Source organism: Actinoallomurus sp. NPDC052308 (assembly GCF_040679195.1).
GTDB lineage: Bacteria > Actinomycetota > Actinomycetes > Streptosporangiales > Streptosporangiaceae > Actinoallomurus > Actinoallomurus liliacearum.
The window spans coordinates 76,652-102,306 of the sequence record NZ_JBFAUM010000025.1 but is presented as its reverse complement, the minus strand read 5'-3'; the positions used below and the strand labels follow the sequence as shown (position 1 = coordinate 102,306).

Below are 25,655 nucleotides of genomic sequence, written 5' to 3'. Positions count from 1 at the left end.
CCTCATCTTCGGCGGCACCATTATCGAAACCGGCACCGACTCCTACCGACTCGCCCAGACCCGCGCTCGCGAACACGCCGACGGCTGACCCCTCGCGCCCTCTCAAGAGCGGGAGCGCAACAGAGTCAAGCACGAGATGCGACCCACCCTCGGCGGGCGTTATTGCCCCCTCTTGTCGATCCTCAGCGCTCTCGGTGACCACCGAGATCTGGCCCAGTCCGGAGGCGGAAGTGCACGTCTGTGGCGGCGGCAGGGGCTGGATTGCCGTGAGCGTCGGTGACCGCGGTCACGGTTAGGCCGGCAGCTGCGGCCAGGGCCTGGAAACCGGAGCGCGTATACCAATGCAGCACCCACGGGCGCTCATCGACGAAGTGATCCCGGCCGTGACGGCGTTCATAGCGCAGCAGCGTCGTCTGCGTTCGCGCGGCCTCGTCCCGTTGCTCAGCCACGACGGACACCTGAAGCTCGGCGCCGTCAGGTGCGGTCGCCGTGCGCACCTGACCGATCTGCTCGGCCGGGGTCGGGGGCGGGACGAACAGGGGTATGAGGGTGGCGCCGTCCTCGGCCAGGTGAGCGCGGATGCTGTTCAGGCACGCCAGCGCGGCGTCGTCGTCGGGGAGCAGGGTGAAGGTCGGTCCGGCCAGGAAGATCGCGCGATAGCGACGGGGCAGATTCAGCGCCTCCATGCGCTGGCAAAAGACGGTGGCGCTGATCCCTTGCTCGTGTGCCCGGCGGCGGAGGCGTTCCAGCATGTCAGCGGAGGAGTCGACGCCCTCGACCTCCAAACCGCGTGCGCGCAACTGGAGCAGGGGATCGCCATCTCCGCAGCCCAGCTCGAGCGCCGGCTTGCCGGTTCGCTCGATGAAGGCCGCATAGGGTTCGGGATCTTGAGAGAAGGACTTCAGCGGCCCGTAGAGCTCCGCGACGATGCCCGTGTAGAAGTCAGCCGCGTCCACGCCGTCACCTTAGACACGCCCCTGCCTGCGCAGCACTCCAATATTCAGCGAGCTCTCACCGAACGAGTGACGCTCACCAGGTCGTACCGAATGCTCGGCGAAGGGCCGCCCGTGGGGCCGGTATGGAGCTTTTGGCCCTTTCCGGGATCGCGGTTACCGAGCGTTCGGTACGCCTTGATGGTGCACGTCTTCACGTCTCGGATGAGCGTCGCAGGTGGTCAGGCGTCGAAGGCGGCGAGGAGGCCGCCCACGATGAGGCCCATGCCCACGAACGCGAACGGGCCTGCCGTCCGGGTCGCCGCGCGTGCCTGTGCCGGAGTGGCGCCGGCGGCCCTGAGGATGCGTCGGGCGTCGGCGTAAGGCTCGCGCCGGTCGGGTAGCGCACCGGCGGCGACGGGGATGTGCACCAGGCCGGCGAGTCCGGTGACGAGGACGGCCGGCCAGCGGCTCCCGGTCGCGTCCACGAGTGCCAGGCCGATGGCGAGGGCGGTGGCGTAGCCGGCCATGGCTGCGAGTTGTACTCCGGCGGCCAGCAGGGCGGCCGAGGGACTGCCGGTCCCGCCGATCCGGAGCAATGAGCGCCACAGCCGTTCCCCGACCTTACGGCGGAGCAGCATGCCCCACCCGAAGAGAGCGAAGAAGGTGACCAAGGGCATGGTCATGACCGTCTTCTCACGGGCGTGGCGCTCGTCCCCGGCCTCTGCGGGGCCATCGCCTGGCACGACGATGGTCCCGCACCGGACCGTGGTCCGGCCGCGTCAGGAGACCGGCGGCATGGCGATGGCGTCGCCGAGGCGGTGGACGCGCAGCGCGTTGGTGGAGCCGGGGATGCCGGGGGGCGAGCCGGCGACGATGACGACGCGGTCGCCCTTCTGGAGGCGGCCGATCTCGAGGAGCGCGGCCTCGACCTGGCGGACCATCTCGTCGGTGTGGAACACCTCGGGGACGATGAAGGTCTCGACGCCCCAGACGAGGGCCAGCTGGCTGCGGGTCTCGGGGCGGGCGGTGAAGGCCAGGAGGGGGATCGGCGAGCGGTAGCGGGACAGGCGGCGCGCGGTCTCACCGGTCATGGTGAAGGCGACGAGGGCCTTGGCTCCGACGGTGGCGCCGACCTCGGCGGCGGCGCGGGCGATGGCCCCGCCGACCGTCTCGGGGACGCGGTCGAGGGAGTGGGTGGCGCGGAGGGTGTGCTCCTCGGCGGCGCAGACGATTCGGCCCATGGTCTGGACGGACTCGATGGGGTAGTCGCCGACGCTGGTCTCGCCGGAGAGCATGACGGCGTCGGCGCCTTCGAAGACGGCGTTGGCGACGTCGGAGGTCTCGGCGCGGGTGGGGCGGGGCGCGCTGATCATGGATTCGAGCATCTGCGTCGCGACGATGACCGGGCGGGCCTTCTCGCGGGTGAGCTCGATGGCGCGTTTCTGGACGATGGGGACCTGCTCGAGCGGGAGCTCGACGCCGAGGTCGCCGCGGGCGACCATGATGCCGTCGAAGGCTTCGACGATGTCCTCGAGGCGGTCGACGGCCTGCGGCTTCTCGATCTTAGCGAGGAGGGGGACGGTGCGTCCCTCCTCTTCCATGATGCGGCGGGCGGTCGTGGCGTCGTCGGGGCTGCGGACGAAGGACAGGGCGACCATGTCGACGCCGAGGTGGAGGGCGAAGCGCAGGTCGTCCTCGTCCTTCTCGGTGAGGGCGGGGACGCTGACGGCGACGCCGGGGAGGTTGAGGCCCTTGTGGTCGGAGACCATGCCGCCGACGAGGACGCGGGTGCGGACGCGGGGGCCGTCGACGGCGGTGACGTTGAGGACGACGCGGCCGTCGTCGATGAGGACGGTGTCACCGGCGTTGACGTCGCCGGGGAGCCCGCCGTACGTCGTGGAGACCATGCTGCGGTCGCCGGGGACGTCCTCGGTGGTGATGGTGAACTCGTCGCCCAGGGTCAGGCGGACCGGGCCGTCGGCGAACCGGCCGAGCCTGATCTTGGGTCCCTGGAGGTCGGCGAGGATGCCGACACCGTGCCCGGTGACGTTGGAGGCTTCGCGGAGATATCGATAGACCTCCGCGTGCTGCTGCTGGGTGCCGTGGCTCATGTTGAGCCGGGCGACGTCGATCCCGGCCTCCACGAGGGCGTTGATGCGCTCCTGGCTGGAACAGGCGGGACCTATCGTGCTGACGATCTTTGCTCGGCGACTCACGCTACAACCCTAGGTAGTTACTGGGCGGTACGCGTATTCATGCAGGTCGGCGTCGCCCAGTGTTCACGTATTGGTCTAGACCGAAGGGGTCGACACGGGCCCCTTGGTCCAAATGTGAGGGTATGCCGCGTCGCGACGAACAGGCAGCCGGATCCCAAAGTCGGGCTTGCCCGGTTTCGCGGTACGGGCGGCCGCGCGCTCGTCCGGCCGCTCGGGCGGCCGCGGGCGCGTACGTCCGGCGGGGCGCCTCCGGCGCCGCCGGAGCCGACCGCGCCGGAGACCATGCCTCACCGGGAGCGGCCGCCCGCCCCGCGACCGGGCGGGCGGATGCCGGGGCGGACGGCCGGCACGTCAGGTGCCGGCCGGCCGGGCCGGCGGCTCAGGCCGCGAACGTCTCGACGAGCTCCTGGCAGAAGGCCTTGAGGTCGTCGGGCTTGCGGCTGGTGATGAGGGTGTTGGAGCCGGCGGTGCAGCGCGTGACCTCCTGGTCGACCCAGGTGCCGCCCGCGTTGCGGATGTCGGTCCGCAGGCTGGGCCAGGACGTCAGGGTGCGGCCGCGTACGACGCCGGCCTCGACGAGGGTCCAGGGCGCGTGGCAGATCGCCGCCACCGGCTTGGCGCTGTCGAAGAATCCCTTGGCGAAGGCGACGGCCTTCGGCTCGGTGCGCAGGAAGTCGGGGTTGGCGACGCCTCCGGGGAGGACGAGCGCGTCGAAGTCGTCGGCCGAGACCTCGTCGACGGTGGCGTCCACGGGGAAGGTGTCGGCCTTCTCGAGGTGGTCGCGGGCCTGGACCCGGCCGCTGCCGGTGGAGACGAGCCGTGGCGTGCCACCGGCCTGCTCGACGGCCTTCCAGGGCTCGGTCAGCTCGACCTGCTCGATCCCGTCGGGGGCGACGAGGAAGGCGATCGTCTTGCCGTGAAGGTTGGTGCTCATGGGTCGGTACCTTCCAGAATGATGCTTGAGGCCGTTCGCCAAGAGCCCTGCCCGGCATCGGAGCCGATATTCACGTTCCGGTGTGACGTTCGGAACAGAGCGTTCGTCCGGGCGGTGGATCGGTGCCGCCGGCGCCGTGCCCGGCCTGTGGCCGCCTCCCCCGCCGAGCGGGGTCGATCATCGACGGCCCGACAATAGCCCTTTCTCGCCACAAATTGTGGAAACAACGAGTCAGGCTAGTTGTCCGAATCAACGCTTCCGTCACCCGATCATCGAACGTCGTTCATACGTTCGCGTTGCATCCGGCCCCATGGATGAGCCATTTTCTATGGGGTGTTTTCGTGGTCTGGATTCGACGGGAGCGTACATATGCCGGAACTCACCCGCCGCCGCCTGTTCAGTTCGGCGGGAGCGCTGGCCGCGGCGGCGTTCGCCGCGGAGTTCCTGCCTCCGAACCTGCGGCGGGCGATGGCGGACGCGCCGCCACCGGGAAAGGGCCGGCTCGGCGACATCAAGCACGTCGTCGTCCTGATGCAGGAGAATCGCTCGTTCGATCATTATTTCGGAACTCTTCCCGGGGTGCGGGGTTTCTCCGACCCGGCGGCGATCACGCTGAGCACCGGCCGGTCGGTCTTCCACCAGCCGGATCCGGAGAATCCGGCGGGCTATCTGCTGCCGTTCCACCTGGACACGCGCACGACGAACGCGCAGGCCATCCCGTCGACCAACCACGCCTGGAAGGTCCAGCACCAGGCGTGGAACGACGGCAGGATGGACAACTGGCTGCCGGCGCACCGGGCGGCCGACGGGGTGAACGCGCCGTACGTGATGGGCCACTACACCCGAGCGGACATTCCGTTCCAATTCGCCCTGGCCGAGTCTTTTACGATCTGCGACAGCTATTTCTGCTCGGTGCTGGGGCCGACCTGGCCGAACCGGCTCTATCTGATGAGCGGCACCATCGATCCGGGCGGCGAGCAGGGCGGGCCCGTCACCGGCAACCGGATTCCGGTTCCGTGCCGGTGGAAGACCTATCCGGAGGCGTTGACCGAGGCCGGGGTCGACTGGCGGGTCTACCAGGAGGTCGACAATTACGGCTGTAACGTGCTCGAACGGTTCGAGTCGTTCCAGGACGCCCCGGTCGACTCGGCGCTGTACCGTAACGGCCTTCGTACGTACGCCGCGGACCAGTTCGAATTCGACGCGGCACACGACCGGTTGCCGACCGTGTCCTGGATCATCCCGACGAGTTACCAGTCCGAACATCCGGACTACACCCCGGCGGCCGGCGCCGACTATGTGGCGAGGAAGATCGACGCGATCGCGTCCAACCCCGCCGTGTGGGCCAAGACGTTGTTCGTCCTCAACTACGACGAGAACGACGGGCTGTTCGACCACGTCCCGCCCCCGGTCCCTCCGCCGGGGACCGCGGACGAGTTCGTCGCGGACCTGCCGATCGGGGCCGGCTTCCGCGTGCCGTGCATCCTCGTGTCCCCGTGGACGCAGGGCGGCTGGGTGGCCCGTGAACCGTTCGACCACACCTCGACGCTCCGGCTGCTGGAACGGCTGACGGGGGTTCCGGCGCCGAATCTGAGCGCCTGGCGACGGCGGGCGTTCGGCGATCTGACGTCCGCGCTCGGGGTGGCGGTGCGCGGCCGGCCGCCGCGGCTGCCCCCGACGAAGCAGGAACTGGCGCAGGCGGCGGACGCCGTCGACCGGTTGCCGACTCCGGAGTTCCCCGGTGCCGCGCAGACCCTGCCGCACCAGGAGAAGGGCCCCCGCCCTCGGCCTCGGGGCTGAGCCGCGGCGGGCCGGAAGGGATCCACACGTGCGAAAGCGCATCTCACGGCGGCGTCTCCTCCTGGCGGCGGGCGGCGTCGCGGGCCTGGTCGTCCTCGCCGTCCCCGCGGGCTCGGCGGCGCAGGGTCCCCGGCCGCGGCCCAGCCCCAGCAACAGCGCGCCCGGCGACCTGGAGTGGGAGGCGCCGGGCGAGCGGCCGCAGGCGCGGCGGGCGACCGGCCCGTACATCGCCTATGTGACGCTGACCGGCGGATACACCGTGGCCACCGTCGACGTCGCGGCCCACCGGATCGTGGCGAACGACATCCTCACCGACTCCGCGCAGGGCGTCGCGGCGACCCCGGACGGCGTGAAGGTGTACGTCGCCGACACCGGCCAGTTCGACGTGCTGGTCGTCGACCCGGCGACCGGCGCCGGACGCCGGGTGCGCGTCGGCCCGTTCCCCAGGAGCGTCGCGATCTCCCCGGACGGGACGAAGGTGTACGCGGCGGTCACCGGCGGGGACACCGGGAAGGGTGGTTCGGACACGGTCGCGGTGATCAACAGCCGGTCCGACACGGTCACGCGGTCCGTACGGGTCGGGACGGCGCCGCGCCAGGTCGTGTTCGCGGCGGACGGGGCGCGGGCGTACGTCACGTACGACTCCGGGGTGGCGGTGCTGGACGCCCGGAAGGACCAGGTGGTCCGCAGGATCCGCGACTCGGCCGGTCCGCAGGGCGTCGCGGTGGACCCGACCGGCCGGACGCTGTATGTGACGGAGCCCCGGGCGAATACGGTCGCGGTGTTCGACGCGGCGAGCGGTCGGGTGCGCGGCCGGATCGCCGTCGGGGACCAGCCGTGGGGCGTGGCGGTCATGCCGAACGGCGCCAAGGCCTACGTCAGCCGGATGAACGCCGACGCCGTGGCGGTGATCGACACGGCGACGCGGCGGATCCGGCGGACGGTCGCGGTCGGCCGGATCCCGGCGACGGTGGCGATAACGCCCGACGGCACGGAGGTGTGGGTCGGCAACGTGACGTCCGGCGACATCTCGGCGATCAGCACGGCCTCGGACTCCGTCATCGCGACGATCGCCGGCAGCCCGGGAGGGAAGCGGGTGCGCGCGGCTCCGCTCGGCATCGCCTTCGCGAGGACCCCCGGTGAGCCGCCTCCGGCGGCCCGCAGCCCCGGTCAGGTCAGGCCCAGGGCGGGCCGTCAGGGCCGGCCGGCCGGACCCGTGGGCGGTCGGCGGCGGATCGCCGACGGCCACGAGGGCGCATGGCCTTTCGCGCAGGTCGACGGCGGCCGGCCCGTGCCACCGGACGTGTTCGCCCCCGCACGGGCCGAGGACGCCGAAGACCCCGAGGAGGCGCTGCCCGCGGACGTGGCCGGGTACGGCGCGGACGCCGTTCCCTGGGTGTCCCCGGCCGGCGGGGTGACGGTGGAACCCGTCACGGAGGAGGCGCTGTGGGACGACGCCGGGGCGGAGGAGTCCAAGACCCGGATCGAGGACCTCGCGCCCGACCTGACGCCGCTGATCGCCACGGCGCCGGACACGGTCGTCGCGGCGCTCTCCTCCGGGCCGGAGACCTAGATGGAGGTCGCGGCCGCGTGGCGACCGGTGGCTCCGGATCCCGGCGCTGCGCGGCTACCGACCGTGCCGGGCGCTCCTCCCCCGTGCCGTACCGCTCGGCGCGGGCGGCGTGTCGTCACGCATCCGTGGCGCGTAGCGCCGAGGTGGCGGATCGGAGCAGGTGGAGGAGTTCATCGCGTTGAGCGGTGGGCCATGAGCTGAAGCGGCTGCTCAACGTGGTGTCGATCGCCTGTTGGAACCGGCCGGTGAGCGCTTCGCCTTCGCTGGTGAGGTGGACTCGGGTGACCCGGCGGTCGTGGGGGTCGGTCTGGCGGGTGAGCAGGCCGCGTCGCTGAAGCCGGTCGACCAGGCCGGTGACGTTGGTCTTGTCGCAGTGCAGCAGGGTCGCGAGTTCGCCGAAGGACGGCCGTAGGTGCCGGGTGAAGCAGAGCAGTTGCGCCTGCTGGGGGGTCAGGCCCAGTCGGCGGCTCGCCGTGCTGAACAGACCGTCGATCTCCCTGAAGAGGCCGATCAGCGTCTCGACGAGTTCGTCATCGGGTTCGGCGGCCATGCGGACAGTCTAGTGCGCCGACAGTTGACATCCTCGACCAAAATGGTCGATGCTCTCGACTGTCGGCATACTCATCTATTTGGAGGTTTCATGCGTACCGAGGAACGCGTGGCGGTCGTCACTGGAGGTTCGCGTGGCATCGGGCAGGCGATCAGCGGGCGGCTCGCGGCAGCGGGAATGCGCGTCGTCATCGGCTCCCGAGACCAGGAGATCGCCGCGCGGGTCGTGGCCCAGATAAAGGACGCGGGCGGGCAGGCCATCCCTGTTCGCACCGATATCACCCGGCCCGCAGCGGTCAAGGAGTTGTTCGATACGGCCGAGAGCCACTACGGCCACGTGGACGTGTGGGTGAACAACGCGAGTACGGCGACCGCCGGGCCGCTGTCCCACGCCACCGACGACGACTTCGACCGATACGTGGACGCGAACGTCCGGGCCACGTTCGTCGCCCTCCGCGAGGCCGCAAGGCGCATCCGCGACCACGGCCGGATCATATTGATCTCTTCCGCCCTGACCGTCTCACCGTTGCCGGGCATGGCGCTGCTCGCCGCCGGCAAGGCCGCAGGTGATCAGCTCGCCCGTACCCTGGCCTGGGAGGTGGGCTCCCGATCCGTCACGGTCAACAGCGTCCTGCCCGGCCTGACCCATACCGACGTCCTCAAGACCGTCCCACCGCACGTCATCGAGGACGCCAAGGCCCGTACGCCGCTGGGCCGCCTGGGCGAACCCGCCGACATCGCCGACATCGTGGCCTTCCTCGCCTCCGACGCCGGCCGCTGGATCACCGGCCAGACCATCAACGCGGCCGGAGGCATGATCTGAGCCCTGTTGAGTACTAGTGCTCATGCGCGTGAAGTCGGGCCTGCCGACGATGGGCGCATGAACACTACGGTCAAGTCGAGCACCACGGCCGCGTTCCTGATCCAGGCGGCCATCTCGTTCGGGATCTCGTTGACGGCCTGCGCGATCGGCATCGCCTACCTGCCGGTCGGCGGATGGATCAGGGCGTTCCTGGGGCTCGCGTTCCTGTACGCGGTGACCTCGACGTTCACGCTCGCCAAGTGCGTGCGGGACCGGCAGGAGACGGCCACGATCACCGGTCGCGTGGACCAGGCCCGGCTGGACAAGCTGCTGGCCGAGCACGACCCGTTCCGGGTCCAGCCCTGACCGGCCCGGCCGGGCGGGACGTCGTCAGTCCGGGTCGGCGGTGTCCTCGTACGGCCGGGTGGTCGGTCTCTTCGGTGACAGGCCGGTGTACTCCCCGGCGAACGCCAGCAGGTCCGCGGTGAGGGCGCGTTCCTTGCTCGCGGGAGAGGCCGCGTGGGCGGTGTCGGGTTCCCGGCGCATCAGGATCGGCCGGTTCCCGCTGGTGGCGTGCTGGAGGGCCGCGCACATCTTGGTGACGTGCGCCTCTCCGGTCTGCAGGTCGGTCACCGCCCCCGCGAGGAGGAACGCGGGATAGGGCGTGCCGGGCGTGACGTTGTGGTACGGCGAGTATCCGAGCAGCCAGCGCAGCTGGTCGGGCCGGGAGGCGGTGCCGAACTCCTCGGTCCAGGTGCGTCCCAGGCCGAAGCGCTCGTAGCGCACCATGTCGCACAGCGGCCCGGCCGCGATGACGGCGGCGTACAGGTCCGGTCGCCGCACGGCGGCGGCGGTGACCAGCAGTCCCCCGCCGGACTGGCCGTAGCTCACCAACTGGCCCGGCGTGGTCCGGCCGGTGCGGATGAGCCAGGCGGCGGCGTCGTTGAAGTCGCTGATCGCGCGGCGCTTGTACGGTCCGCGGCCGGCCTCGTGCCAGTGCCGGCCTCCTTCGCCGCCGCCGCGTACGCAGGCGACCGCGTAGGTGCCGCCGGCGGCGACCCAGGCGGCCGCCATGGGGAAGAACCACGGGCGCATCGGCATGCCGAAGCTGCCGTAGCCGTACAGGAGGGCGGGCCGGGGGCCCTCGTCCTCGCCGGCCGGGGTGAACAGGAAAAGCGTGACCTCGGTGCCGTCGCGGGCCGGGTAGCGGACGCTGCGGCTGAGGATCTCCGGGGCGGGTCCGGCCGTCGTGGCGCCGGTCTCCCGTTCCAGCGTCCCGTTCAGGCCGTCGTAGCGGTGGACGGCCGGGGGTGTGGCCGGGTCGCAGTAGCCGAACCAGGCGTGGCGGCCGTGCGGGAGGTTCGTGCGCAGCGACGACACGACGCCCGCGCCGGGAAGGGGCAGGCGGGTCAGGGGCCGGCCGCTCGCCAGGTCGTGCAGGGTCACGGTGGAGACGCCGTGGCGGGCGCGTGCGACCAGCAGGAGGGGACGCGGCAGTGCCGGGTCGTCGAGGACCAGGCATTCGTCGAGCGGGGCCTCGGGATCTTCGGGCACCAGCGTGCGCCAGGCGGCCGGGGCGGGATCGCGCGGGTCCGCCCGGCAGACCCGGCCGCACGGGGCCTGGTGGTCGGTGACCAGCAGCAGGTCGCCGTCCGCGAGGAACCTCGGCAGGACTCGGGCGGGTGTGGTGTTCCGGTCCACGATCCTGGTGAAACACGGGGCCGCCGGATCGGCGAGTTCGGCCACGTACACGTCGTTGGGCGAGGCGGGCCCGGCCAGCGCGGTGATCGCCAGGTGCCGGCCGTCGGCGCCGACCGCGAGCCCGTAATAGTCGTCCGGGGCGTCGTCGCCGCCGAACACGACCGTGTCGGCCTGCCAGGACGTGCCGATCCGATGCAGGCGCACCCGCCGCTGCAACCGCGTGTCGCCGTCGGCCAGTTCCTCGTCGGGAGCGCGGCTGACGTAGTAGAACGCGTCCCCGCCCGGCAGCCAGGCGAGCGAGGTGTTGCGGGTACGGGGCAGCGGCCCGTCCACGGTCTCGCCGGTCCGCGCGTCCAGCACCGTGATCTCGTTGCCGGGCTGTGCGCCGACCTCCAGTTGGACGGCCACGCGTTCGCCCTCGCGCGAGGGCCACCAGGCGTACAGCCCGGTGTGGCCGGACGGGTCGATCCGCACCGGGTCGAGCAGCACCCGCCTGTTCCCGTCGGCGTCGACCACGAGCAGGCGCCGTTGCTCGTCGCCCGGCCGCTGCTCGGCGAAGAACCTGGCCTGACCGCGCACCATCGGCGAGTCCGACACGCCGAAGGAGGACACCTCGTCCACCAGCGCCGCCCACGATCGCCGCTGGTTCCACCGGACGCGGCACGCGCGGAAGAGGCGGTCCTGAGCCGCGGCCCAGGTCCGTACGTCCGCGTGGCGGCCGTCCTCCAGCCAGCGGTAGGGATCGGCGACCGGGATCCCGAACAGGTCCTCCACGAGGGCGTCGCGCCGGGCGACAGGGTAGAACGATCGCGTCACGAACGGCTCCCTCCGCCGGATCACCCCGCCTGACATGAGCGGAGGTACTGCGGTGACACCGCAGTACCTCGCCTCACTGAGTCAGGACTCGCCGCGAAGAATGTCCTGCTGCCAGCCGCGTACGCCGCCGAAACGGGGCGCCGGACCGGTGGAGCTGTATGGCAGGTAACGACTCATGACAGCCTCCCGGATCCCTCCGATTTCGCCTGTAATGGGCGTTTATGCTGAACCCATCTCCGCACTCACGATCGATAAACGACCTTCCGGATAGATCTGCCTTAACCGCCAGACCACCGATATGTAAAGGCTCGCCATCGACGCGGGCCCGGACCACTCATCGCGGCGAAGCCGACGGACGCTCCTGCGACGAGAACCGGCCTCCGCTCGCGTGGAGCGGAGGCCGGTCACTTCGTCAGAGGCGGGCGGATGTCACCGCCTCCCGAACTCCGGGATGAGCCCTCACGAGGACGAGGACTCCTCCTCGCCGTAGACGATGCGTCGCGCTTCCGCGAGCTCTCCATCCGTGTAGCCCCTGTCGACGGGTTCGCCCGGCCCGGCCAGGGAGTTCTCGGCGTTGAAGACGATGTTCAGCGCCTTGTCGGGCGACATTCCCGTGTCCCGTTGCGTCATGGCGGATCTCCTTTGTGTCCTGCCGCTTTAGGTGGGCGGCTGGAACAGTCCCTTCGTGTCAGACGGCCGCAACCGTCAGTTGCCAGGGATCCGTGTGTTCGCGCAACCCCTGCCGGCTGGTGCACGGGCGTGGCCGCATCGAGACCTGGCAGCCGTTGACACGCCCAGTGGCCGGATCGATCCTGAGCGCAACCGGTCCGGAGGGGTGTTCCGCGCATGTCACCGTCGAAGATTCTCCAGGTGAGCCTGTCAACGTTGTTAAGCATCGCCGGTGCCGCCATGGTCCTCGCGGCGTGTAAGCACGGTTCGTCGCCGGGCACGTCGTCGAGCTCCTCGTCCACCTCGTCGTCGACCTCCTCGTCGGCGAGCCGGCCGGCGCCGAGCGCGCCGGGCAGCGGTTCCCTGACGCTGCCCGTGGGCTGCCGAAGCCCGCAGGGCGGCGATCCCGTTCCCCCGTACTGCCCGCCTACGGCCTCGGTCCGTACGTCGTCCAAGGGCATCTCGGGCTGGCCGACGGCCTCCACCCCACCCGAGGAGACACCCTGGTACTCCCCCGCGCCGCCTCGCCCGTCCCCCTCGCCGGTCCCTGACTCCAGCCCTCAGCCGTGAGCGCGGACGAGCGGGAACCCCCACCCCACAGCGCCCGGGGAATGGTCGGTTTCCTGTCGACGAACGCCGCCGTGGTCGGGGCGGTGATGTTCTACATGGGATGGGCCTACACGGACGCCTGGCTCGGGCACTTCAACGTGCGAGCGCTCGACGTGGACATCGGCTTCACCGAGTACGTCCTGCGCGGGCTGCACATCTTCTCCCCGGCCGTCATCGCCTTCGGAGCCGGCGTCCTGCTGGCGATGAACGCCGGTCTCGTCCGGGCGCCGGGCCGGGCCGACCGGAACGCGCTACGCCGGATCGGTGTCGTCGCGACCGCCGCCGGCGTCCTCGGGTACCTGGTCGCCGGCAGCGTCAGCGTGCCGACGTACCCGGTGCTCGCCCTCCTCGGCGCCGGCCCGCTGATGCTCGCGTGGTCCGCACGCGGTTCGGCGGACGGCCGGTACGCCTACTCGCTCGCACTGATCATCACGACGCTGTGCGGATTGTGGATGGCCTCGCTGTACGCGAGCGCCCGAGGCGCCGAGGCGGGGCGGCAGACGGCCCGCGAGCTGCAGAGCCGTACGGCGGCCGTCGTCTACAGCGCCCGCCCCCTGGCCCTGGCGGGGCCGGGTGTCCAGGTCGAGCGATTACCGAAGGGCGCCGTCTTCGGGTACCGCTACAGCGGCCTGCGGGTACTGATCGCGCGTGGCGACCGCTACTACCTGCTGCCCGTCGAGTGGACCGACAAGATCAGCGCCACGTACGTCCTGCACGAGGGCGACGACCTGCGCGTCGAGCTGTACTCCGGCACCCGCTGAGCGAAACGGTGCGGCCTGGACCGCGGCCGGAGATGTCTGATGGGATCGTGTCATGAACGCCAAAGGACATGACATCGACGTCACACCCGCGTCGGACCAGGTCGTGGTGCGGATCAAGGACACCGTCGTGGCCACCTCCTCGCGGCCCGTGGTGCTGACCGAGACCGGCTGCCCCGCGCGGTACTACCTGCCGCCGGAGGACGTGAACATGGAGCTGCTCAGGCCGTCGTCGACGACGTCGCACTGCCCGTTCAAGGGGGACGCCGTCTACTGGTCGGTGCGGACGGACGACGGCACGGCCGAGGACGTGGTGTGGTCCTACCCCGAGCCGTTCCCGAGGGTCGAGCGGATCGCGGGCCTGCTCGCCTTCTGGGCCGAGCGCCCGGGCGTCACCCTGGAGGTCAACGGGCAGCCCGCGTAACCGCCGTCGAAAAATCTTCAAGTTCGTCGCGGGCGGATGTCGATCCAGCGCCGGGCCGTTCGACGCGTCAGTGAAAGCGCGAAGACGGACCCCGAAGGAGCACGACATGACCGCCTCGACCGCCATCGCCACCACGGCCTCGACCGTCCGCTCGGCGGACGGCACGCCGATCGCCTTCACCCGGGCCGGGCGGGGGCCCGCCGTGATCCTGGTCGACGGTGCCCTGTGCTTCCGGGAGTTCGGCCCCATGGGCAAGCTCGCCGAGGAGCTGAAGAGCCGGTTCACCGTCTACACCTACGACCGGCGCGGCCGCGGCCAGAGCGGTGACGCCTCCTCCTACGACCCGGCGCGTGAGGTCGAGGACCTGGCGGCCCTGATCGAGGAGGCGGGTGGTTCCGCGCTCGTGTGCGGCGTCTCGTCCGGCGCCGCCCTGGCGCTGGAGGCCGCCCGCCGCGGCCTGCCGATCAGCCGGCTCGCCCTGTACGAGGCGCCGTTCATCGTCGACGACAGCAGGACGCCCGTGCCGGACGACTACGTGGCCGGCCTGGAGCGGGCCCTCGCCACGGGCAGACCCGGCGACGCGGTCCGGCGCTTCATGCGCGTCGTGGGGATGCCGGCCGCCATGGTGGCTTTGATGCGCGTCATGCCGGGCTGGTCGAAGCTGAAGAAGGTCGCTCACACGCTGCCGTACGACGCCTCGTTCGTGGACGAGTTCATGAAGGGCCGCCCGCTGCCCTCCGGCCGCTGGGCGTCGGTCACCGTGCCGACGGCCGTGATCGACGGCGGCAAGAGCCCGGCCTGGATGCGCAACGCCAACGCCGCCCTCGCCGCCGCCGTCCCCGGCTCGACCCACCGGACCCTGCCGGGCCAGACCCACATGGTGAAGGCGGACGTCCTGGCCCCCGCGCTGGTACGGCACTTCACCGCCTGACCTCCGCCTCGGCGTGGCGGTGTCGGCCGCGGACCGCTCCGCTCGTCCCGGACCACGCCCGGACGAGAAGTGATCACCTGGCCTGAGAGCCCGCGGCCGGCGCGAGGCCGATTATCCTAGTACTAGGATAAAAGTGTGGTCGCCGACCTGACGCCCGCCGAGCTGACCCTGCTCGGCCTGCTCGTGGAGAAGCCGAGACACGGCTACGAACTGAACGAGGTCATCAGCGCGCGCGGCATGCGCGAGTGGACCGAGATCGGCTTCAGCTCGATCTACTACCTGCTGACCCGGCTTCGCGACCGTGGCCTGATCACCGAGGTCGACACGGCACGAGCCGCCCGGGGAAAGGCCCGCCGGGTGTACGGACCGACGGCCGAAGGGCGCCGGGCGTGCGCACGGTCGGCCGAGGCGGCGCTGGCCGAACTCCAGCCGGTGTTCCCGCCGGTCCTGGTCGGCCTGGCCAACCAACCGGTCATTCCGCCCGAGCGCCTCCGGGCCGCGCTCGACAGGCGTGCCGCGGCCCTGACGGAGAAGATCGCCGTCATCGAAGCGGCCCGCGACGCCCAGCCCGACCTGCCCGGTTTCGTCCGTGCCACCTTCGACTACGCGCTGGGCCAACTGGCCGCCGAACAGCAGTGGCTGGCCGCCTACCGGGCGGCCGAAACCGGCGAACGATCCCCCGACAAGCCCAGGAAGGCAGCCGGCCATGACCCGCTATGACGTCAAACGAGACCTCAAGCAGTGTTACGCGCCGAGGAACACCGACTGGGCGCTGGTCGACGTGCCCGCGCAGCGATTCATCGCCGTCGACGGTCACGGCGACCCCAACACCAGCGCCGACTACACCCGCGCCGTCGAGGCGCTGTACGCCGTCGCCTACACGATCAAGTTCACCAGCAAGAACGCCCTCGGCCGGGACTTCGTCGTCGGGCCGCTCGAAGGGCTGTGGTGGTCCGACCGCCCGGAGGTGTTCATCACCCGCGCCAAGGACGCCTGGCACTGGCGCATGCTCATCAGCCAGCCCGAATGGATCACCGACGACCTCATCGACGAGGCCAGGCAGGCCGCGCTGACGAAGAAGGGTCTCCCCACGATCGCCCAGGTCCGCCGCGAGACTCTGACGGAGGGCACCAGCGCCCAGGTCCTGCACGTCGGACCGTACGACGACGAAGGACCCGTACTCGCCAGGCTCCATAACGAGTACCTCGCCGCCAACGACCTGCGGATGTCCGGGCACCACCATGAGATCTACCTCGGTGACCCCCGCCGAGCCGAGCCCGCCAAACTCAGGACCATCCTCCGGCAGCCCGTTCGGACGGGCTCAATGATCGTCAGTGCGCCGTAGCGCCCGGCGACTCAGCCGTCGGCCAGAACGGCCTGGATCTCCAGGCCGATGTCGATCTCGTCACCGAGGACCAGGCGGTCTCCCTGGAGCGGGACGTTGAACTGAATGCCGAAGTCCGAGCGCAGGATGCGCGTGGAGGCGGTGAACCCGGCGCGCATCCCGCCCCACGGATCGACGCCGGTGCCGTGGAACTCGGTGAGCAGCCGTACGGAATTGGTCATGCCGCGGATCGTCAGCTCGCCGTCCACGCCATAGCGCGGGTGCCGCGCGCGACGGCCGGTACGGGCCGAGGCCACGCCGGTCGTCGTGAAGGTCATGGTGGGATGACGCTCCACGTCCATGATCTCCGAGGACCGCACGTGAGCGTCGCGTTCGGCGTTGCGCGTGTCGATGGACGCGATGGCGATCTCGGCGGTCGCGGTGGACAGGAACGGGTCGTCGGCGATCTCGATCGTGCCGCCGAAGTCGGTGAAGCTTCCGCGCACCGTCGTCATGAGGTGCCGGATGCTGAAGGTGATCTCCGAGTGGGCCGGATCGATGGTCCAGGTCCCGGTGGTCAGGCCGGGTGGAGCGGCCGTTTCCGTCATGTCACTCCCCGATGGTTACGTTCCGCCCCCTAGGCGCCAATCTAGTCGAATCGACAACACAAGGCACATTGAGCGCTATATCGCCCAGGACGCCGACCTGCGCAAACCGTCCAAGCCGACCCGAGCAGCACCAGGCCGGGCCGGGCCGAGAGATCCCGACAAATGATCTATGAATAGGCGCGTGGCGCCCGTTCGGTGGGTCAGCGGGCTTCGCCGGCGCCGAGGATGATCTCGGCCAGATAGGCGTCGAGTTGGGCGACCATGAGCTCCGGGGTCAGGTGGCCGGCGAGTCGCTGGATGGACAGACCATCGACGACGGCGTGCAGGCGCCGGGCGAGAACTTCGGCCGAGGCGATGTGCGGGGCCAGGAGGCCCTCGGCGTCCAGGCTCTCGATGACCCGAAGACAGAGCCCGTACATGCCATCGAAGTGGGCGCGCTGGACCTCGGCCAGGCGCGGATCGCTCAGGCCGAGGGCCAGGAAGGCGAAGGCGACGGCGGCCTCGGCGTGCCGCCGCGCGTCGACCGGCATGGTCTCCAGCAGCGTGTCGCGGACCGCCTGCTGGATGGTGCCGCCGTGCCGCATGTCGGTGATCCGGGTCGCGACCCGGTGTATCACCTGCTCGCAGGCGAAGGCCAAGAGCTCGGCGCGGGTGGTGAAGTAGTGCCGCAGCGTGCCTGACGACCAGCCGGCCTCGGCGGCGACCGAGCGGATCGAGACCTCGTTCACCCCGTCCCTGGCGATGACGCGGCCGACGGCGTCGGCGAGCTCCATCCGGCGCGCCTCGTGGTCCACGATCTTCGGCATGCCGTCATTATCGCACGGTCGTGTTATTTTGTTTTTCATACGACCGTGCGAAAAAGCGAGGGTGTTGTGATCTTCCTGATCGTCGGATGCGAGGCCGGGTTCTGGGTGCTGCTGGTGACCGGGCTCGCGACCCGCTATCTCCTTCGCGCCCGGCGGCTCAGCAACGTCCTGCTGGTCAGTGTCCCAATGGTCGACGTCGTACTGCTCGCGGCCTCGGTCGTCGACCTCCGTAGCGGCGCGCCCGCCTCACCCGCGCACGGCCTGGCCGCGATCTACATCGGCGTCTCGCTCGCCTTCGGCCATCAAATGATCCGCTGGGCCGACCAGCGCTTCGCCCATCGCTTCGCAGGCGGCCCCGCCCCCGTGAAGGCGCCCAGGACCGGGCACGCCCACGCCGCCTACGAACGCGGCCAATGGCTTCGCCACCTTCTCGCCTACATCGTGGCGGCGGCCGTACTGGGCGTCTTCACGCTGCTCGTCGGTGACGTCCACCGCGCCCTGAAGCCCTGGTCGGTGATGGCTCCCTGGGGACTCGTGCTCGCGATCGACTTCGTGATCTCCTTCAGCTACACCATCGCCCCACGCAGGCGACGAGGCGTCTGACCTCTCACGGCGGACCCGAACGACGCCGCGATCGTGTGCCGCGCCCGTGCGGAAGTCTCGGCGAACGGCCCGGCCGCTGCCCGGATCAGCGCGCCTCGCCCCATTGGCGCCCGGCAGCCGCGCCGTCTTGCCGAGCCTTCCGTACGTCCCTTCCCCCGGCCCGGCCCGCTACGTCAACGGCGACGACCGACACATCCGCTCAGGACGGGTCCGCGACGTTGGAAAGGTAGTCCCGCCAGAACGGGACCGTCGCACGCGGCTGCCGCTCGACCATCCGGTCAAGGTGCGACGTCTCGGGTTCGAACTCCTGGCCGATGTAGTCGACCAGGTCGGCCCCGTAGTAGATGGTGTCCGAGCCGCGCATCGAGAGCACCGGATGTCCGAAGGAGCCGCGCCCGGCCGGCAGGAACCGGTGTGCGTAGACCGGAACCATCCTGGGCACCTGCGCCAGCTTCCGCCGCGCCGACTCCACCGCCTCCTCGGGGACGCCCGGCCGCTCCCCCCAGTCGTGCCGCCAGTGGCCGCGCCGAACATCGCTCAAGAGGTAGTCGATCGGCCAGTCGAGGTGTTCCCGCAGTCGGTCAGGGTCGCCGTTGCGCCACTCCGGCCAGGGCTTGTCCCATGTCTGGCCCTCTTCCGGCGGGTGGCTGACCGGCAGCCCCGCCGCGAGGAAGGCCCGGTGGTCGTCCGCGAACTCGAACCCGTACTCGCCTTCGATGCGAGCGAACTCCGCGTCGCTCAGGCCAGGCTCGATCTCGCACCAGCCCAGCCGCGCCAACCGGTGCGCGGCCTCCTCCCCCAGGCGGAGGCCCTGTTCGTCGATCACCAGCGCACCATAACGCCCGACGACTCGTTACTTCTTGCTGACCTCGGCGCTCAACCGTGCGACCTCCACACAGTTACCGCCCTGGTCGCTGCTGCGGCTGCTCTTACTCCACTGAGCGACCTCGACGCACTGGCCGCCCTGGTCGCTGCTCCGACTGCTCTTACGCCACCGGACCTCGCCGCTCATCACTCTCCGATCAGGTCAATGATCATCCGGACGGAGTCGTCCGGCGGGAGCGCGCAGGCACGCATCAGGTCGAGCCGTAGGCGGCAGTTCGCGACCTCCTCCGGGAGCCCGATGATCTGCCCGCCCCCGAATGCCTCAGCGTAGACGAGCATCGTCTCGTCGGGGAGAGTGAACAAGGTCATCGGACCGCTCATCCCTCCGTGCGCGCCGGCCGCGAACGGCAGGACCTGGAGCATGACGTGCGCGGATTGTGAAACATCCACCAGCCGTGCGAATTGGTCCCGCATCACCTCGACTCCGCCGACCGGGCGGCGGAGCACGGCCTCGTCGAGGATGACCCACAGGAACGGTGGATTCTTTCGGGTGAGGATCTCCTGGCGGCTCATGCGGGCGGCGACGTGGCGTTCGATCTCCTCGTCGTTGTCTCGGATCCGGCCCGTTCGTATCTGAGCCCGTGCGTACTCCTCGGTCTGGAGGAGGCCCGGGACGGCTTGGGGCTCGTACTCGAGCATCTCGGTGGCCTCGGACTCGACTTCGACGAAGGGGCGGAACCACTCCAGGTAGGAGTGCTTGATGATCCGCTTCCAGAGGCGGGCGAGGGCGCCGTTGGTGTTCAGGACCTGGTCGCAGGCCTTGATGAACTCGATGCGGGGTGCGCGCCTGCCCGTCTCGACCATCGCGACCATGGACGGGGAGATGTGGATCGTGCGGCCCAGCCGTTCCTGGGTGAGACCGGCCTGTTCGCGGTAGAAGCGCAGCTCGTCCCCCCAGTAGGCGAGCGCCGTGAGGCCGGAGACGGTGGCCGTGGCCGGCTTGCCGGATGTCTTCGATGTCACTGCGGGGCTCCTCACCTCGTACGACGCCGTCCGCCGCCGGGGGCACCGCTCTCACGGCGGCTTCACCATGGACGCAAATGGCTACTCCGCGTAAGTATGCAACGACAGACTGTGCGACATGGCGAAGATTTTCACATTCACCGGCCTTGAGCAGGAGGTGGCGGAGCTCGCCGCCGAAGAGGCTCCCCGGCGCTTCGCGCTGTGCTGGGTCGACGCCGAGCAGGACGACGGGGGAATCCTGTGCTGGGGCATCCAGCTCCGACACGGCGACGCCCTGCTCTGCCGCGACTCCGGAGGCTGGTTCGGGCAGTTCGAGGACGCCGAAATGGCCCGGCGCCTCCTCTCCCGTACGCGGACGGTCACGCTGGTCTGGCTCGACGCTCCGGAAGGGGATGATCAACACTGACGGCCCTCCTCGAACAACGCAGAGGGCGCGGCCGATGGCCGCGCCCTCTTAGTTGATCGGTCGTGCGTTGGCTTACACGAAGCCCTCCTTCATGGCCGAGAGGGTCCTGTACGCCATCGCCAGCATGAGGTCCCGGTCCTGCTCCGGGCTCGCGGTGTCCGCCTGCTCGATGTTCGCGTGGGCACGCGCGATCATGTACTCCTCCGTCCCGGGCACGAACAGCTCGCTCTTGAACGTGCTGGCGAGCCCCGGCCTGCCGAGCGTGTAGGCCGGCCACCACCGGTCGAACAGACGCCTGCCGCAGACGCGCTGCATGGTGAGCTGGCGACCGTCTTCGCGAAGCGCCACCGGATCGTGGAAGATCTCGGCCCTCACCAGCGGACGCGCGTTGCACCAGGACATCTGGCCCCGGCGGACGTTCCACCACTGCGTCAGCTCATCGATGAGCCGCCTGCGCAGGAACAGGCCGGGCGGAACGGCCTGCGGGTCACTGGGCCCCAGGCTCGCGGTCATGCCCCGCGCGCTCTTCATGGTGCGCATCTTGCAGAGGGGGAACGGCTTGCCGTCCTTGCCGATCCGCTCTTGGGTGAAGAACGGATTCTTTCCGTCCCAGAGGAGCATGGTCCCCGCTCCGATGACGACCAGGCGCGTGAACAGCGGCCGGGACGCTGCGCAGATCTCCAGGTCCCATCTCCGCTTCTCCGGGCTGTTGATGTAGTCCGGACCGGTCTTCGTGGTGGACGGCGGCGCATCCAGGACGTGCAGAAGCCGGTCGAACGATTCTTCCATCGGGATGATGTGAGGTGTCTTCATTTTTGTTTGTTGGGGCACCGTTGACTTCAGTGCCCGCTCTCCCACATGTGATCTGTCCCGCCGCCGGGCCCAGCAGCAAGCGGAATGCGTGCTCTGATGGGTGACAAGCCCCACATACGGACGTCGAAGGCCCAGCTCCTGGCCGCGCAAGGCGGACTAGGTTCTCACCCGGCCGGCGCGGGACTCCAGGTAGCGCTGCTCGGCGAGGCTGGCGGTGGCCTTCGCGGCGCGGCGGTAGTGCTCGTACGCCCCGGCCAGGTCGCCGGTCTGCTCCAGCAGGTGCGCCCGTACGGACAGCAGCCGGTGGTGCCCGGCCATCCGCTCGTCATCGTCGAGTGTGGCCAGCAGCGCCAGGCCGGCCTGCGGGCCCTCGATCTCGGCGAGCGCGATCGCCCGGTTGAGGGTGACCATCGGGTTGGGCGCGATCCGTTCCAGGATCAGGTAGAGGGCGTGCACCTGCGGCCAGTCGGTCTCCTCGGCGGTGGCCGCGTCGGCGTGCGTCGCGGCGATGGCCGCCTGTAGCTGGTAGGGCCCCAGTGCCGGGCCGGCCAGCGACGCCTTGACCAGTTCGGTGCCCTCGTCGATCAGCCCGCGGTCCCATGTGGTGCGGTCCTGCTCGTCCAGCGGCACCAGGTCGCCGGCCGCCGTCGTACGGGCCTCCCGGCGGGCGTGGGTCAGCAGCATCAGCGCGAGCAGCCCGGTCACCTCCCCGTCCTCGGGAAGCTGCGCGTGCACCATCCTGGTCAGCCGGATCGCCTCGCGCGCGAGGTCGGCGCGGTGCAACTCGCCGCCCGAGGAGGCGGTGTAGCCCTCGTTGAAGATCAGGTAGAGCACGTGCAGGACGACCCGTAGCCGCTCCTCGCGCTCCGCGCCCTCCGGCAGGGTGAACGAGCGTCCGGCGGCCTTGATGCGCTGCTTGGCCCGGCTGATCCTGGCCGCCATCGTGGCCTCCGGCACCAGGAACGCGCGGGCGATCTCGGCGGTGGTCAGGCCGCCGACCGCCCGCAGCGTCAGGGCGGTCTGGGAGGCCGCGGTCAGCGTCGGATGGCAGCACAGGAACAGCAGGACGAGCGTGTCGTCGGTGTCCGGTACGTCCTCGGGGACCACCTCGGTGGCCGTCGCCGACTCCCGCTCGCGGCGCGCGTGGTCGCTGCGCATCTGGTCGATGAGCCGCCGGGACGCGACGGTCAGCAGCCAGCCGCGCGGGTGGTCCGGCACCCCCTCGGCCGGCCACTGCACGCTGGCGGCGAGGACGGCCTCCTGCACGGCGTCCTCACATCCTTCGAACTGGCCGTACCGGCGTACCAACGTGCCGAGGACCTGCGGCGTGAGCTCACGCAGCAGGTCCTCGAAGGGTGGGACCGTCATGCCTCCAATTGTCCGTCAGCGAACATCACCTGGCGCACCTCGATCCCCAGACCCTCGATCGCGGCGTCCGGGATCTGGGCGGCCAACTCGATCGCCCGCTCCTTGTTCTCGCAGTCGATCAGGTAGAAGCCGCCCAGGTACTCCTTGGCCTCCAGGAAGGGTCCGTCGGTCACGACCGGCTGGCCGCCCCGCACGGACACCACGGCGGCCTGGGACGGGTCGACGAGCGCCTGAGTGGTGATCATCTCGCCGGACTCCTTCAGCGCCTCGATGAACCGGCCGTGACCCTCGCCGATCGCCGCCTTCTCCTCGTCGGTCAGCGCGTCCAGCACGGCCGGGTTGATGTGCATGCTGATCAGGAACTTCATCGCGTACTCCTCGTGGTTCGCGAGCCCCGGTCGGGCCCTTCGACCGGTTGGTCGGAGCCACCGCCGTCGTCTTGACATCCCCCGCCAGAACTTCTCCGTGGATTCTCCCCCGCGCCGATGTCAAGAAGCTCTCGGCCGCTCCGACCAACCGCCGAAACGTCGAGAGAACAGGGAGTCTCGGATATGCGAGTCAACCGGGCATGGCTGGGGCTAGGTGTCCTCATGCTGCCGACACTGCTCGTCGCGATGGACATGACGGCGTTGCTCCTCGCACTCCCACGGCTGAGCGCCGACCTGGGCGCCGGCAACGTCGAGCAGTTGTGGATCAGCGACGGCTACGGGCTCACGGTGGCCGGCCTGGTCATCACGATGGGGACGCTCGGCGACCGGATCGGCCGGCGGCGGCTGCTGCTGATCGGCGGAGCGGCGTTCGCGGTACTGTCGGTCGCGGCCGCCTTCGCGACCGGCCCGCTGATGCTGATCGTCGTACGTGCGTTGCTGGGCGTCGCCGGCGCGACCCTGGCGCCGTCCACCCTCGCCTTGATCACGAACATGTTCCGCGACGACCGGCAGCGCGGTAAGGCCATCGCGATCTGGGCGACCTGCCAGTTCACCGGCGGCGCGCTCGGACCCGTCTTCGCCGGTTTCCTGCTGCAGTACTTCTGGTGGGGATCGGTGTTCCTGATCGCCGTCCCGGCGATGGCGGTGCTCGTGCTCGCCGGGCCGGTCCTGCTGCCGGAGTTCCGCAGCGACCAGGCCGGCCGGCTGGACCTGGTGAGCGTCGGGCTGTCGCTCGCGGCGGTGCTGCTGATGGTGTACGGCATCAAGCGGCTGGCCGTCGAGGGCGTGGGAGTCGTGCCGGCGGTGGCCCTCGTCGTCGGCGCGGCCGTCGGGTCCCTGTTCGTACGCCGGCAACTGCGGCTGGAGACGCCGCTGCTGGACCTGCGGCTGTTCCGCAACCGCCCGTTCACGGCCGTGATCGTCGCGCTGGTGTTCGCCGGGATCGCCATGGCCGGTACGGGCCTGCTGGTGACCCAGTATCTGCAGAGCGTGCTGGGCCATTCGCCGTTCGTCTCGGCGGTACTGTTCGCGCCGATGGGCCTGGGCGTGGCGGTCGGCACCATGACCGCGCCGGCGCTGGCCCGGCGGATGAGCCAGACGACCGCGATCGCCGGCGGGCTGGTCGCGTCGGCGCTGGGCAGCCTGCTGCTGGTCGCCGTCGACGGCGCGGGCGCCCTGCCGCTGGTGATGATCGGCATCACCGTGCTGGCGCTGGGCACCGGCCCGCTGTTCGCGCTGGGCACCGGGCTGGTCATCGGGTCCGTGCCGCCGGAGCGCGCGGGCTCGGCGGCGTCGATGTCGGAGACGGGCAACTACTTCGGCGGTTCGCTCGGCTTCGGGCTGCTCGGGGTGCTGGCCGCGGTGGTCTACCGCGGCCGGACGCACGGCACGTCCGACTCGCTGGCCGGCGCGGTCGCCGCGAGCGGGCACCTTCCCGCCGGCCAGGGCGTGGAACTGCTGCACACGGCGAGGGCGGCGTTCACCGCGAGCCTGCACGTCACCGGCGTCGTCGCCGCGGCCATCTTCGCCGCCTCCGCCGTACTGGTCCTGACCATGCGCCCGGCGACGCGACGGCCCACTGTGATCGCGGGTTCGAAGGGTTCAAAGACGCCGGAACGGTCCGGCGCTGTTTCTCCCGTACGCGGCCGGTGACGTCGGTCACCGCAGCCACGCAGGTCCGGGAGGATGACGCCGCCGAACGGGTAGGGCCCGCCTGCGGATGTGCAGGCGGGCCCCAGGGGGAGGCGGCGGTCCGTCAGAAGGCTGGGCCGTCGCCTACTTGACCAGGTACGTGGGTCCCTGGTTCATCTTGAAGGAGCCGTCGGCGTAGAGCACGGGCGAGTGCTCGGTTCCCGGCCGGCTGTACTGCTCGACCTGGCGGATCACGTAGCCCCGCGGATCCGTGCAGTCGACGAGCACGATGGTCGCCCAGTACCGGTTGGGGTGGTCCTGGAGCAGCGGCACCGTGACCTTGTTCCCTTCGGTGTCGGTGACGGTCACCGTCGCTCCGAACCGCAGGAGGGATCCGGCGCCGTTGCCGTACGCCTGGTACACCCCGAAGAGGGCGTAGCCCTGCTTCTCCAGACCGGCGAGGTACATGACCTCGCGTCCCGGCGTCCGGGAGTCCCCCCCGTGCCGCATGAAGGGCGGGGCCTGGAGGGAGCCCAGGTTGTGGTGGTACACGACCGTGGCCGCGTTCGCCGGAAGCGGCGTGGTGGCCTTGGCCATCAGACCGCGCAGGCCCTTGCTGGGGGTCGGAACGACGACGTCGTTCCGACCGATGACCCAGCCGAAGAGGTCCAGGTCCGAGCCGCCCTCGACGCCGGAGCGCCAGGTGAGCTCGGCCGTGATCACGCCCCCGACCTTGTCGTCGAGCGCGACGCCGACGGCGTCGTCGTTCTTCGTCAGGGTCGCGGCCGGCCTCTTGCTGAAGTCGATGCTCATGCCTTTGTCCTTCTCTCCTCTGAGGAATGCTTCGAGGCGTTGTCCGCCTCACCAGAGATCGTCCGCGCGAATCTCCTGTGCGCAAGTCCGCGCCCGGCATGGCTCGAGGAAGTCCTCGGAGCGTGCGTCAGCGACGCTCAGAGGCGGCACGGCCGCCACCTGGAACGGGGACCGAGCGGACTGGGAAACCGCAGCCCGCGCCGCCCCGCCGTCGTCGTCCGGGAAACGCCTCCACGGACGAACGAAGGGCACGCCCGGTCTCGGGCGCCCCTCAGGACCGTTCAACGGG

Annotated in this window: 28 protein-coding genes; 12 read left to right on the top strand and 16 right to left on the bottom strand. The window is 70.4% G+C overall.

From position 1 onward, the window contains the following. Nucleotides 1-182 precede the first annotated feature (182 nt). From AB0L00_RS36735 to AB0L00_RS36720, 4 genes are all read right to left on the bottom strand, one after another. The gene (locus AB0L00_RS36735) at nt 183-956 is read right to left on the bottom strand and encodes a class I SAM-dependent methyltransferase (protein ID WP_364441996.1); all 774 of its coding nucleotides are present in this window, start codon (nt 954-956) and stop codon (nt 183-185) included. A gap of 218 nt (nt 957-1,174) precedes the next feature. Continuing rightward, nucleotides 1,175-1,618: a hypothetical protein gene (locus tag AB0L00_RS36730; RefSeq protein WP_364441994.1), complete on the bottom strand. Its 444-nt coding sequence runs from the start codon at nt 1,616-1,618 to the stop codon at nt 1,175-1,177. Nucleotides 1,619-1,714: 96 nt separating this feature from the next. Further along, nucleotides 1,715-3,151, bottom strand: coding sequence for a pyruvate kinase (pyk, locus tag AB0L00_RS36725; RefSeq protein ID WP_345365077.1), 1,437 nt, complete (start codon nt 3,149-3,151; stop codon nt 1,715-1,717). Nucleotides 3,152-3,530: 379 nt separating this feature from the next. Continuing rightward, nucleotides 3,531-4,085 carry a type 1 glutamine amidotransferase domain-containing protein gene (locus AB0L00_RS36720; protein ID WP_364400034.1) on the bottom strand — a complete coding sequence of 185 codons (555 nt, stop codon included), beginning with the start codon at nt 4,083-4,085 and terminating at the stop codon, nt 3,531-3,533. A gap of 369 nt (nt 4,086-4,454) precedes the next feature. On the opposite strand from AB0L00_RS36720, the gene AB0L00_RS36715 reads away from it, so the two are divergent. Next, the gene (locus AB0L00_RS36715; protein ID WP_364441993.1) at nt 4,455-5,885 is read left to right on the top strand and encodes an alkaline phosphatase family protein; all 1,431 of its coding nucleotides are present in this window, start codon (nt 4,455-4,457) and stop codon (nt 5,883-5,885) included. A gap of 28 nt (nt 5,886-5,913) precedes the next feature. Then, entirely contained in the window at nt 5,914-7,458 is a 1,545-nt protein-coding gene (locus AB0L00_RS36710; protein ID WP_364441991.1) for a hypothetical protein, read from the top strand. Between the two features lie 115 nt (nt 7,459-7,573). On the opposite strand, the gene AB0L00_RS36705 is transcribed toward AB0L00_RS36710, so the two are convergent. Continuing rightward, on the bottom strand, nt 7,574-8,008 hold the full coding sequence (locus tag AB0L00_RS36705) for a MarR family transcriptional regulator (RefSeq protein WP_364441989.1): 435 nt from the start codon (nt 8,006-8,008) through the stop codon (nt 7,574-7,576). A gap of 90 nt (nt 8,009-8,098) precedes the next feature. Between AB0L00_RS36705 and AB0L00_RS36700 the strand changes: the two genes are divergently transcribed. Both AB0L00_RS36700 and AB0L00_RS36695 read left to right on the top strand, forming a co-directional pair. Then, complete coding sequence (locus AB0L00_RS36700; RefSeq protein WP_364441988.1) at nt 8,099-8,830, top strand: SDR family oxidoreductase; 732 nt, start codon at nt 8,099-8,101, stop codon at nt 8,828-8,830. 57 nt (nt 8,831-8,887) lie between these two features. Next, on the top strand, nt 8,888-9,175 hold the full coding sequence (locus AB0L00_RS36695) for a YiaA/YiaB family inner membrane protein (RefSeq protein ID WP_364441987.1): 288 nt from the start codon (nt 8,888-8,890) through the stop codon (nt 9,173-9,175). A 24-nt stretch (nt 9,176-9,199) separates the two neighbouring features. On the opposite strand, the gene AB0L00_RS36690 is transcribed toward AB0L00_RS36695, so the two are convergent. Both AB0L00_RS36690 and AB0L00_RS36685 read right to left on the bottom strand, forming a co-directional pair. Next, the gene (locus AB0L00_RS36690; RefSeq protein WP_364441985.1) at nt 9,200-11,326 is read right to left on the bottom strand and encodes a prolyl oligopeptidase family serine peptidase; all 2,127 of its coding nucleotides are present in this window, start codon (nt 11,324-11,326) and stop codon (nt 9,200-9,202) included. Between the two features lie 459 nt (nt 11,327-11,785). Beyond that, nucleotides 11,786-11,956, bottom strand: coding sequence for a hypothetical protein (locus tag AB0L00_RS36685; protein WP_364441984.1), 171 nt, complete (start codon nt 11,954-11,956; stop codon nt 11,786-11,788). A 605-nt stretch (nt 11,957-12,561) separates the two neighbouring features. Here AB0L00_RS36685 and AB0L00_RS36680 point away from each other — a divergent pair. The 5 genes from AB0L00_RS36680 to AB0L00_RS36660 all read left to right on the top strand — a co-directional run bounded on the left by AB0L00_RS36680 (nt 12,562) and on the right by AB0L00_RS36660 (nt 16,062). Beyond that, entirely contained in the window at nt 12,562-13,365 is an 804-nt protein-coding gene (locus AB0L00_RS36680; protein ID WP_364441982.1) for a hypothetical protein, read from the top strand. Between the two features lie 52 nt (nt 13,366-13,417). After that, nucleotides 13,418-13,786 (top strand): DUF427 domain-containing protein, encoded by a 369-nt coding sequence (locus tag AB0L00_RS36675; RefSeq protein ID WP_364441981.1) that lies wholly within the window; start codon nt 13,418-13,420, stop codon nt 13,784-13,786. Between the two features lie 106 nt (nt 13,787-13,892). Beyond that, a complete protein-coding gene (locus tag AB0L00_RS36670; RefSeq protein WP_364441979.1) occupies nt 13,893-14,717 on the top strand; it encodes an alpha/beta hydrolase in 825 nt (274 codons plus the stop codon). A gap of 135 nt (nt 14,718-14,852) precedes the next feature. After that, nucleotides 14,853-15,437 carry a PadR family transcriptional regulator gene (locus tag AB0L00_RS36665; RefSeq protein ID WP_364441977.1) on the top strand — a complete coding sequence of 195 codons (585 nt, stop codon included), beginning with the start codon at nt 14,853-14,855 and terminating at the stop codon, nt 15,435-15,437. Further along, nucleotides 15,424-16,062 carry a GyrI-like domain-containing protein gene (locus AB0L00_RS36660; protein WP_364441975.1) on the top strand — a complete coding sequence of 213 codons (639 nt, stop codon included), beginning with the start codon at nt 15,424-15,426 and terminating at the stop codon, nt 16,060-16,062. The genes AB0L00_RS36665 and AB0L00_RS36660 overlap by 14 nt, the downstream gene beginning before the upstream one ends. Before the next feature lie 11 nt (nt 16,063-16,073). On the opposite strand, the gene AB0L00_RS36655 is transcribed toward AB0L00_RS36660, so the two are convergent. Together AB0L00_RS36655 and AB0L00_RS36650 are read right to left on the bottom strand one after the other, a co-directional pair. Further along, nucleotides 16,074-16,649: a YceI family protein gene (locus tag AB0L00_RS36655; RefSeq protein ID WP_364441973.1), complete on the bottom strand. Its 576-nt coding sequence runs from the start codon at nt 16,647-16,649 to the stop codon at nt 16,074-16,076. Between the two features lie 200 nt (nt 16,650-16,849). Further along, nucleotides 16,850-17,455, bottom strand: a complete 606-nt coding sequence (locus AB0L00_RS36650; RefSeq protein WP_364441972.1) for a TetR/AcrR family transcriptional regulator — start codon at nt 17,453-17,455, stop codon at nt 16,850-16,852. 45 nt (nt 17,456-17,500) lie between these two features. On the opposite strand from AB0L00_RS36650, the gene AB0L00_RS36645 reads away from it, so the two are divergent. Then, nucleotides 17,501-18,058 (top strand): hypothetical protein, encoded by a 558-nt coding sequence (locus tag AB0L00_RS36645; protein ID WP_364441971.1) that lies wholly within the window; start codon nt 17,501-17,503, stop codon nt 18,056-18,058. A gap of 199 nt (nt 18,059-18,257) precedes the next feature. On the opposite strand, the gene AB0L00_RS36640 is transcribed toward AB0L00_RS36645, so the two are convergent. From AB0L00_RS36640 to AB0L00_RS36630, 3 genes are read right to left on the bottom strand one after another with little or no spacing between them, the layout of a single operon-like run. Beyond that, nucleotides 18,258-18,884: a hypothetical protein gene (locus AB0L00_RS36640; protein WP_364441970.1), complete on the bottom strand. Its 627-nt coding sequence runs from the start codon at nt 18,882-18,884 to the stop codon at nt 18,258-18,260. Between the two features lie 27 nt (nt 18,885-18,911). After that, complete coding sequence (locus AB0L00_RS36635) at nt 18,912-19,070, bottom strand: DUF397 domain-containing protein (RefSeq protein WP_364441968.1); 159 nt, start codon at nt 19,068-19,070, stop codon at nt 18,912-18,914. Further along, nucleotides 19,070-19,906 (bottom strand): helix-turn-helix transcriptional regulator, encoded by an 837-nt coding sequence (locus AB0L00_RS36630; protein ID WP_364441967.1) that lies wholly within the window; start codon nt 19,904-19,906, stop codon nt 19,070-19,072. The genes AB0L00_RS36635 and AB0L00_RS36630 overlap by 1 nt, the downstream gene beginning before the upstream one ends. Nucleotides 19,907-20,024: 118 nt before the next feature. Here AB0L00_RS36630 and AB0L00_RS36625 point away from each other — a divergent pair, with 118 nt between their 5' ends. Beyond that, nucleotides 20,025-20,312, top strand: a complete 288-nt coding sequence (locus AB0L00_RS36625; RefSeq protein WP_364441965.1) for a hypothetical protein — start codon at nt 20,025-20,027, stop codon at nt 20,310-20,312. A gap of 72 nt (nt 20,313-20,384) precedes the next feature. On the opposite strand, the gene AB0L00_RS36620 is transcribed toward AB0L00_RS36625, so the two are convergent. From AB0L00_RS36620 to AB0L00_RS36610, 3 genes are all read right to left on the bottom strand, one after another. Then, nucleotides 20,385-21,101, bottom strand: a complete 717-nt coding sequence (locus AB0L00_RS36620; RefSeq protein ID WP_364441964.1) for a sugar transferase — start codon at nt 21,099-21,101, stop codon at nt 20,385-20,387. Between the two features lie 180 nt (nt 21,102-21,281). Then, a complete protein-coding gene (locus AB0L00_RS36615) occupies nt 21,282-22,493 on the bottom strand; it encodes a DUF6596 domain-containing protein (protein WP_364441963.1) in 1,212 nt (403 codons plus the stop codon). Then, nucleotides 22,490-22,861, bottom strand: coding sequence for a YciI family protein (locus tag AB0L00_RS36610; RefSeq protein ID WP_364441961.1), 372 nt, complete (start codon nt 22,859-22,861; stop codon nt 22,490-22,492). Before AB0L00_RS36610 ends, AB0L00_RS36615 begins: the two co-directional genes overlap by 4 nt. A 222-nt stretch (nt 22,862-23,083) precedes the next feature. Between AB0L00_RS36610 and AB0L00_RS36605 the strand changes: the two genes are divergently transcribed. Next, a complete protein-coding gene (locus tag AB0L00_RS36605; protein ID WP_364441960.1) occupies nt 23,084-24,574 on the top strand; it encodes an MFS transporter in 1,491 nt (496 codons plus the stop codon). A gap of 123 nt (nt 24,575-24,697) precedes the next feature. Here the strand turns inward: AB0L00_RS36605 and AB0L00_RS36600 are convergent, their stop codons facing one another. Continuing rightward, nucleotides 24,698-25,366, bottom strand: a complete 669-nt coding sequence (locus tag AB0L00_RS36600; RefSeq protein WP_364441959.1) for a hypothetical protein — start codon at nt 25,364-25,366, stop codon at nt 24,698-24,700. Nucleotides 25,367-25,655: the final 289 nt, after the last annotated feature.

Excerpts from the sequence above, each read along its gene's own strand:
- AB0L00_RS36730 (WP_364441994.1), bottom strand. The coding sequence starts at position 1,618 with ATGACCATGCCCTTGGTCACCTTCTTCGCTCTCTTCGGGTGGGGCATG.
- AB0L00_RS36720 (WP_364400034.1), bottom strand. The coding sequence starts at position 4,085 with ATGAGCACCAACCTTCACGGCAAGACGATCGCCTTCCTCGTCGCCCCC.
- AB0L00_RS36715 (WP_364441993.1), top strand. The coding sequence starts at position 4,455 with ATGCCGGAACTCACCCGCCGCCGCCTGTTCAGTTCGGCGGGAGCGCTG.
- AB0L00_RS36705 (WP_364441989.1), bottom strand. The coding sequence starts at position 8,008 with ATGGCCGCCGAACCCGATGACGAACTCGTCGAGACGCTGATCGGCCTC.
- AB0L00_RS36700 (WP_364441988.1), top strand. The coding sequence starts at position 8,099 with ATGCGTACCGAGGAACGCGTGGCGGTCGTCACTGGAGGTTCGCGTGGC.
- AB0L00_RS36695 (WP_364441987.1), top strand. The coding sequence starts at position 8,888 with ATGAACACTACGGTCAAGTCGAGCACCACGGCCGCGTTCCTGATCCAG.
- AB0L00_RS36685 (WP_364441984.1), bottom strand. The coding sequence starts at position 11,956 with ATGACGCAACGGGACACGGGAATGTCGCCCGACAAGGCGCTGAACATC.
- AB0L00_RS36675 (WP_364441981.1), top strand. The coding sequence starts at position 13,418 with ATGAACGCCAAAGGACATGACATCGACGTCACACCCGCGTCGGACCAG.
- AB0L00_RS36670 (WP_364441979.1), top strand. The coding sequence starts at position 13,893 with ATGACCGCCTCGACCGCCATCGCCACCACGGCCTCGACCGTCCGCTCG.
- AB0L00_RS36660 (WP_364441975.1), top strand. The coding sequence starts at position 15,424 with ATGACCCGCTATGACGTCAAACGAGACCTCAAGCAGTGTTACGCGCCG.
- AB0L00_RS36655 (WP_364441973.1), bottom strand. The coding sequence starts at position 16,649 with ATGACGGAAACGGCCGCTCCACCCGGCCTGACCACCGGGACCTGGACC.
- AB0L00_RS36650 (WP_364441972.1), bottom strand. The coding sequence starts at position 17,455 with ATGCCGAAGATCGTGGACCACGAGGCGCGCCGGATGGAGCTCGCCGAC.
- AB0L00_RS36635 (WP_364441968.1), bottom strand. The coding sequence starts at position 19,070 with ATGAGCGGCGAGGTCCGGTGGCGTAAGAGCAGTCGGAGCAGCGACCAG.
- AB0L00_RS36625 (WP_364441965.1), top strand. The coding sequence starts at position 20,025 with ATGGCGAAGATTTTCACATTCACCGGCCTTGAGCAGGAGGTGGCGGAG.
- AB0L00_RS36620 (WP_364441964.1), bottom strand. The coding sequence starts at position 21,101 with ATGGAAGAATCGTTCGACCGGCTTCTGCACGTCCTGGATGCGCCGCCG.
- AB0L00_RS36615 (WP_364441963.1), bottom strand. The coding sequence starts at position 22,493 with ATGACGGTCCCACCCTTCGAGGACCTGCTGCGTGAGCTCACGCCGCAG.
- AB0L00_RS36610 (WP_364441961.1), bottom strand. The coding sequence starts at position 22,861 with ATGAAGTTCCTGATCAGCATGCACATCAACCCGGCCGTGCTGGACGCG.
- AB0L00_RS36605 (WP_364441960.1), top strand. The coding sequence starts at position 23,084 with ATGCTGCCGACACTGCTCGTCGCGATGGACATGACGGCGTTGCTCCTC.
- AB0L00_RS36600 (WP_364441959.1), bottom strand. The coding sequence starts at position 25,366 with ATGAGCATCGACTTCAGCAAGAGGCCGGCCGCGACCCTGACGAAGAAC.